The sequence below is a fragment of the Streptomyces sp. NPDC046866 genome, from assembly GCF_040704625.1.
In the GTDB taxonomy this organism is placed as follows: Bacteria; Actinomycetota; Actinomycetes; order Streptomycetales; family Streptomycetaceae; genus Streptomyces.
Genome location: NZ_JBEYXN010000026.1, coordinates 104,863 through 111,722, shown reverse-complemented (window position 1 = coordinate 111,722; position 6,860 = coordinate 104,863). Strand labels below are relative to the sequence as shown.

Below are 6,860 nucleotides of genomic sequence, written 5' to 3'. Positions count from 1 at the left end.
TACTGCAGGGGGGACCCTGTGGGAGAGTAGGACGCCGCCGAACAATCATTGTGGGAAAGCCCCGCACCTTCTGGTGCGGGGCTTTTCTGCGTTTACGGGCCGGCGTGCGGCCTGCTCTTGTCAAGCTGCACGCGGCGTGAAGCTGACGTGGGTGTCGTCCGACTCGATGGAGAGGTCGAGCTTGGCGTCGAGTGCGCGGGCGAGGGTATGCAGCAGACTGAGTTCGGGGGTGACGGCCCCCCCCTCAATGCGCTCGACGTCTGCATCGGAGAGGCCGGCCTGCTGGGCCAGCTCGTGCTGTGTCAGGCCGAGGAAGGTGCGGCGGTCGTACACAGCCTGTCCGAGCGCGATGGCGGCGCCCGCTTCGACGTAAGCGGCGGATGCGCGATGCACCTCCGGGATGACCCACCGGGTGTGGTAGCCCTTGCTCATTGCTGCTCCTCGAAAGCGCGCTGGTAGGTGTCATGGGCGGGCGAATGCTCGGACTCGCACTCCTTCTGCTTCCAGAGTGCGCGCTGAACCTGCGACTCTTCCCGCATACGGGACTTGGTGAAGACCGTCAGCAACACGATACGGCGGCCCGATGTGAGCCAGTACGTAATGCGCACGGCTTCGGGTCCGAGGAAGAACCTCAACTCGCGCACAGCACCCTCAAGGTGCCTGGAGTAGGGCTCGCTCAGCGTGGTCGGGGCTTCCGCCAACCGGTCTGCATGCCGCTCCACCGCGCGATAGTGGGCGATGGGGAGCGACTCCAGCCAGGCGAGAACCTCTGGTTCGAGCTCGATGCTCCAGCGTTCGATCACGAGAACGCAGGCTAGGGCGGCGCGAGTGGGGGCAGGGCTATACCGGGTGGGTCCCGCCCGAACGGGGGTGACGTCAGAGGCGGCCGGCGGACTTCAGGGCGAGGTAGGCGTCGGCCAGGGCGGGGGCCAGGGTGTCCGGGGTGGCGTCGACGACGTGGACGCCGTGGCGGGCCAGCTGGTCTGCGGTGCGGCGGCGTTGGGACTGGGACTGGGCGGCGGCAGCGGCCTCGTAGACCGCGTCCAGGGTGCCGCGGGACTGCGCCATCTCGGAGACGTACGGGTCGGCCACCGAGGCCAGCAGGACGGTGTGGCGTTGCGTGAGGCGGGGGAGGAGCGGGAGCAGGCCCTCTTCCACGGGGGCCGCGTCCAGGCTGGTCAGGAGGACCACCAGGGAGCGGCGCGGGGCGTTGCGCAGGACGGTCGAGACGAGGGTGCGGGCGTCGGTCTCGACGAGCTCGGGCTCCAGGGTGGCCATGGCGTTGACGAAGGCCGGGAGGGTGTCCGCGGCCGACCGGCCCTGGACCCGGGCGCGCGGGCGGCGGTCGTGGGCCAGCAGGTCGACGCGGTCGCCGGCCCGGGTCGCCAGGGCGGCGAGGAGGAGCGCCGCGTCCATCGCGGCGTCCAGGCGGGGTGCGTCGCCGACCCGGCCGGCGGAGGTCCGGCCGGTGTCCAGGCAGATCAGGATGTGACGGTCGCGCTCGGGGCGCCAGGTGCGGACGGCGACCTTGTCCTGGCGGGCGGTGGCCCGCCAGTCGATGGAGCGGGTGTCGTCGCCCGGGACGTAGTCGCGGAGGCTGTCGAACTCGGTGCCCTCACCGCGGGTCAGCAGGCTCGTGCGGCCGTCGAGTTCGCGCAGGCGGGCCAGGCGCGACGGCAGGTGCTTGCGGCTGGTGAAGGGCGGCAGGACGCGGACGGTCCAGGGCACGGTGTGGGTGCCCTGCCGGGCGAGGAGGCCGAGGGGCCCGTACGAGCGGATCGTCACGCGGTCCGCGTGGCGGTCGCCGCGGCGGGTCGGCAGCAGGCGGGTGGTCAGGCGGCGGCGTTCCCCGGCCGGGATGTCGACCGTGTGGCGGGAGGCCTGCTGTTCGGTGCCCGGGAGCCAGCTGCTCGGCGGCCAGGCGTCGCGCAGGCGGGCGCGCAGTCGGCGCGGGCCGGGGTTGGTGACGGTGAGGTGGACCTCCGCCGGTTCGCCGAGGCGGACGGAGGTGTCGCCCGCGCGGGACAGGACCAGTCGGCGGACCGGGGCCGCGAGGGCGTAGTCGACGGCGCAGGCCGCGGCGAGCGGGCCGTTGACCGCGAGGAGACCCGTCCAGCCGGGTTCGAGGATGCCGACGGGGAGGCTGCCGAGGGCCGCCAGCAGGGCGGCGCGTCCGGTGAGGGCCATCAGCGGGGGACGGGGACGTGGGACAGGATCGCGGTCAGGACGGCGTCGGCCGTGACGCCTTCCATCTCGGCCTCCGGGCGGAGCTGGATCCGGTGGCGGAGGGTCGGCAGGGCGAGGGCCTTGACGTCGTCGGGGGTGACGTAGTCGCGGCCGGTCAGCCAGGCCCAGGCGCGGGAGGTGGCCAGCAGGGCGGTCGCGCCGCGCGGAGAGACGCCGAGGGTGAGGGACGGCGATTCGCGGGTGGCGCGGCAGATGTCGACGACGTAGCCGGCGATCTCGGGGGAGACGGCGACGGAGGCGACGGCCTCGCGGGCCGCTTCGAGCTGGGCGGCGCCGGCGACCGGGCGGATGCCGGCGGCCCGCAGGTCGCGCGGGTTGAAGCCGGCGGCGTGCCGGGTCAGGACGCCGATCTCGTCCTCGCGGGAGGGCAGGGGGACGTTCAGCTTGAGCAGGAAGCGGTCGAGCTGGGCTTCGGGGAGGGGGTAGGTGCCCTCGTACTCGAGGGGGTTCATGGTGGCCGCGACGAGGAAGGGGTCGGGCAGGCGGCGCGGGGTGCCGTCGACGGTGACCTGGCGCTCCTCCATGGCCTCCAGGAGCGAGGACTGGGTCTTGGGCGGGGTGCGGTTGATCTCGTCGGCGAGGAGGAGGTTGGTGAAGACCGGGCCGTTCTGGAAGGAGAACTCGGCGGTGCGGGCGTCGTAGACGAGGGAGCCGGTGACGTCGCTGGGCATCAGGTCGGGGGTGAACTGGACGCGCTTGGTGTCCAGGTCGAGGGAGGCGGCCAGGGCCCGTACGAGGAGGGTCTTGGCGACGCCGGGGACGCCTTCGAGGAGGACGTGGCCGCGGCACAGGAGGGCGACGACGAGACCGGTGACGGCCGGGTCCTGGCCGACGACGGCCCTGCCGATCTCGGTGCGGATCGCTTCCAGGGAGGAGCGGGCGCTGTCGGTGGTGGCCGTCATGAGGTGCGGACCTCTCTTTCGAGGGCGTCGAGGTGGTCGGCGAGCGCGACGAGTGCCGCGTCGTCGGCGGGCGGGGGGCCGAAGAGCAGGGCGGTGAGGTCCCGGCCGGGCGGGTCGGTGAGGCGGGCGGAGACGGCGGGGAGCAGGACCGCGGGGTCGTGGGTGTGCGCGGACGGTACGCCGACCAGCGCGGCGAGGCGTTCGCGGGAGGCGGCGCGCAGCACGGTGGCGGCGCGGTCGCGGGCGTCGGCGCGGCGGTAGAGGCGGGCGCGGCCCTCGGTGGCCTCGGAGGCGCGGATGGCGACGGGGAGCCGTTCGGCGACGAGGGGGCCGAGGCGGCGGGCGCGCCACAGGGCGGCGAGGGCGGCGGCGAGGACCAGCTGCAGCAGGGCCCAGGACCAGCCGGCGGGGACGAGGTCGAGGAAGGACCGGTCGGCGGTGTCGCCCTCGGTGTCCTGCTGGTCGGCGGGGGAGGGCAGGTACCAGACGAGGTCGGGGCGGGTGCCGAGGAGCTGGAGGGCCAGGGAGGCGTTGCCCTCGGCGGCGAGCGTCCTGTTGAGCAGTGCGGTTTCCGAGCCGAGGACGACGGTGTCGCCGCCGGCGGTGGCCGAGGGCAGGACCAGGAGGGTGGGGTGGCCGCCGCTGGGGTAGCAGGCCTGGGCGCCGCGGGCGGTGGTGGTGTAGCGGTGGCCGGAGCCGGTGTCGGCGCGGCCGGCGGTGGCTGCGGCGGGCAGGGTGCAGGCAGGGGCGAGGGCGGCCTCGTAGGCGGTGCCGGCGGTGTGCACGGCGGGGGCCAGGGCGTCCAGGGCGGTGCCGCCGGGGGCCAGGAGGACCGTACGGCCGCCGGAGAGGTCGATGGCGGAGCGCAGGGCGCGGTGCTGGGCCGGGCCGAGCCGGTCGGGGTGGGCGACCAGCACGGTGGTGCGGGGGCCGGCGGCTTCGGCGGCTTCGCGGGCGGTGGTGACGACGCGGGTGCCGACGCCGCGGGCGCGCAGCAGCTCGGCGACGGCCCGGCTGCCCTCGGGGTCGGGGGAGCGGGGGTCGAGCCGGCCGTGACGGCTGTCGGAGCCGAGCGCGGCGAGGGTGACGGCCGCCACGAGGAGGATCCCGAGGGCGATGAGGAACCCGCGGGCCCGCCGCCAGAGGATGGCGGGCGTCAGGCCGGCGGTGGCGGTGGCCGTGCCTGCGGCGGCGTTGGCCGCGGCGGGGCCGCCCGCGCCTCCGCCGGCAGTCGCGCCGGCTGCGGCGGGCGCCGTCCCCGAACCGGAGGCCGGAGCCGGGTCGGCGGACGCCGCTCCCGACGCCGGGGCGGTGCTCGGCCTGGGAGCGGTGCCAAGGGCCGGAGCCGCTGCCGGGGCGGTGCCGCCGGACGCCGGGGCCGAGGCGGGAGCCGGGGGCGGGCCCGGGGGCGGGGGCGTGTCCGGGGTGGAGGCCGGGGGTATTTGCGGCGTGGGGTCCGGGGAGGGGCTCGGGGGCGTCATGACGGGGCTCCCGTCAGGAGCGGCTTGGTGCGGGTCAGGGTGAGGTCGAGGGTGCGCAGGTGGGCGTATCCCTCGGCGTCGGCGGTGCGGCCGCCGTAGGCGACGTCGTCGAAGGTGCGGGCGGCGGCCCGCAGGTCGGCGGCGTGGCCGGGCAGGGCGGCCGCGGCTTCGGCGGCGGCCTCGTCGGCGGTGCGGCCGGGCCGCGGGTCGAGGAGGGCGCGTTCCTCCAGGGAGCGGACCAGGGCCCGCATGCGCTCCTGGACGGCCTCGTTCCAGCGGCCGGCGGCGGCGTGGGCCTCGGCGGCGGTGCGGTGGTCGTCGGCGCTGCGCGGGCCGTCGTCGAAGAGGGCGGCGGCGGTGGCGGCGGTGCGCCGGGGGGTGCCCAGCCGCCACCACAGGGCGGCCGCGGCGAGGGCCACCAGGACGGCGATGGCGACGAGGCCGAGCGTGCCGCCGGGGGTGGCGTTGCCGGCCCGGTCGAAGAGTTCGCCGACCCAGGACCAGAACCTGTTGAGGGCGCGCTGGACGAGCCCGGGGTCGTTCTGGTGGTAGAGCGGTTTGGACAGCTCGCGCCGGGCCGCCTCGCGGGCGGGGTCGCGCGGTGTCGTCACCGGTGGTGTCTCCGCGGCCGGCAGGTGGGCCGCGGCCCGTGTGATGAGGCCCCCCGTGCTCATCATCGGTGCATCAGCCTCCGGTGGGCGGGGCCGTCGGGGTGGCGCCGTAGTGCTCCAGGCCGGCGGCCCGGCCGAGCTCCAGGTCGAGGGCCTCGCGGCGGATGCGCTGGTCGACGTAGAGCAGGACGGTGACGCCGGACTGGATGGGCATGGTGATGGTCTGGGCGATGATCGCCCCGATCCCGGAGAGGATGAGCGCGCCCCAGGCGGTGGCGGCGGTGCCGTCCTCCAGGCCGCTGATGCCGCCGCCGAAGGCGATCAGGCCGACGATGGTCAGCGGCCAGACGATGATCGCCGAGACGAAGCCGGTGATGAGCCCGGTCAGCAGGGTGATGCCGAAGATCCGCCACCAGGAGCCCTTGACGAGCTTGGCGGAGCGGCGCAGCGAGGTGATCACTCCGGACCTCTCCAGCATCAGCGCGGGCGAGGCCAGGCTGAACGTGATGCCCAGCCAGACCGCAAGGACCAGCCCGCCCAGGCCGCCGAGGACGGCGAGGCCGATGCTGCCGGCCAGGGCGGCGGGCACGATCAGGACGGCGAAGACGAGGGCCATGCCGACGGCCACGAGCAGGGTCAGGCCGATGAGGCGCAGCAGGCTCGGGCGGGCCTCGCGCCAGGCCTCGCCGATGGAGGAGCTGCGGCCGAGCACGGCCCGGCTGAAGATCATCGTGAGCAGGGCGGTGGCCGCGATGGTGCCGATGACCTGGACGAACGCGTCGATGCCGGTCACCAGGAGGCTGCTGCCGAGGTTCCTGAAGGCCTCGGCCGGGTCGCTCTGCGGGTCCGCGGCGACCTGCAGGTCGGGCACGGTGTACTTCTGCACGAGGACGCCGAGGACCCCGATGACCGTGGAGACGACCAGGGTGATCGGCAGGACGGAGCGCCAGTGGCCGCGCATGGTGGCGACGGCGCCGTCGAGGATCTCGCCGAGGTCCAGGGGGCGCAGCGGGATGACGCCGGGCTTGGCGGCCGGGGGCTTGCCCCAGGGGCCTGCGGGGCCGCCCGGCTGGCCGTACGGGGCCGGTCCGCCCGGCCCGGCCTGCTGCCCCGGTCCGCCGGGGCCGCTGCCGTACGGGCCCCAGCCGCCCGGTGCGGGCTGCTGCGGCGGGGTCGGCGCGGGGGCGGCGGGCCCGGTGGGCGGCTGGGGGGCGCCGGGGCTCTGCCACTGTGCGGGGGGCGGCTGCTCGGCGGACCACTTCTGGGCGCCGGCGGGGCGGGCGGCGGCGCCGGTGGCCGGGGTGTCGTCGCCGTTCGGGCCGTGGGACGCTGCGCTCGGCCGCTCGCCGTCGCCGGACGGGGAGGGTCCGGGCGTCGGCCGGCCCGGAGAGTCGTTCATCGTCGCTCCTTCACGTGACGCCTGGGCGGCGGGGGGCGCAGGTCGGCTGCCATCGTGCCACGTGGGAACGGTGAGCGGACGGGCCGTCCCCCCGATCCGGCGGCCGTCGGCGGCTTCAATTGTCGCCCGGATCCGGGGCAGACTGGTCGATGTGATCTCCAGGCAGGTTCGAGGGGCGATTTCCAGCCTTTTTGGCTGTGGGACAGCTCACCGCCGGGTA

Annotated in this window: 7 protein-coding genes; all 7 read right to left on the bottom strand. The window is 75.6% G+C overall.

The window, feature by feature from the left end; genetic code table 11:
• Positions 1 to 120: 120 nt before the first annotated feature.
• The 7 genes from AB0953_RS29430 to AB0953_RS29400 all read right to left on the bottom strand — a co-directional run bounded on the left by AB0953_RS29430 (position 121) and on the right by AB0953_RS29400 (position 6,640).
• Positions 121 to 432, bottom strand: a complete 312-nt coding sequence (locus AB0953_RS29430) for a helix-turn-helix domain-containing protein (RefSeq protein ID WP_366862609.1) — start codon at positions 430 to 432, stop codon at positions 121 to 123.
• Complete coding sequence (locus tag AB0953_RS29425) at positions 429 to 803, bottom strand: type II toxin-antitoxin system RelE/ParE family toxin (protein WP_366862608.1); 375 nt, start codon at positions 801 to 803, stop codon at positions 429 to 431. The genes AB0953_RS29430 and AB0953_RS29425 overlap by 4 nt, the downstream gene beginning before the upstream one ends.
• Positions 804 to 876: 73 nt before the next feature.
• On the bottom strand, positions 877 to 2,187 hold the full coding sequence (locus AB0953_RS29420; RefSeq protein ID WP_366862607.1) for a DUF58 domain-containing protein: 1,311 nt from the start codon (positions 2,185 to 2,187) through the stop codon (positions 877 to 879).
• Positions 2,187 to 3,149 (bottom strand): MoxR family ATPase, encoded by a 963-nt coding sequence (locus tag AB0953_RS29415; RefSeq protein ID WP_366862606.1) that lies wholly within the window; start codon positions 3,147 to 3,149, stop codon positions 2,187 to 2,189. The genes AB0953_RS29420 and AB0953_RS29415 overlap by 1 nt, the downstream gene beginning before the upstream one ends.
• Complete coding sequence (locus AB0953_RS29410; protein ID WP_366862605.1) at positions 3,146 to 4,246, bottom strand: DUF4350 domain-containing protein; 1,101 nt, start codon at positions 4,244 to 4,246, stop codon at positions 3,146 to 3,148. Before AB0953_RS29410 ends, AB0953_RS29415 begins: the two co-directional genes overlap by 4 nt.
• Positions 4,247 to 4,626: 380 nt before the next feature.
• A complete protein-coding gene (locus AB0953_RS29405; protein WP_366862604.1) occupies positions 4,627 to 5,307 on the bottom strand; it encodes a DUF4129 domain-containing protein in 681 nt (226 codons plus the stop codon).
• 7 nt (positions 5,308 to 5,314) lie between these two features.
• The gene (locus AB0953_RS29400; RefSeq protein WP_366862603.1) at positions 5,315 to 6,640 is read right to left on the bottom strand and encodes a hypothetical protein; all 1,326 of its coding nucleotides are present in this window, start codon (positions 6,638 to 6,640) and stop codon (positions 5,315 to 5,317) included.
• Positions 6,641 to 6,860 lie beyond the last annotated feature (220 nt).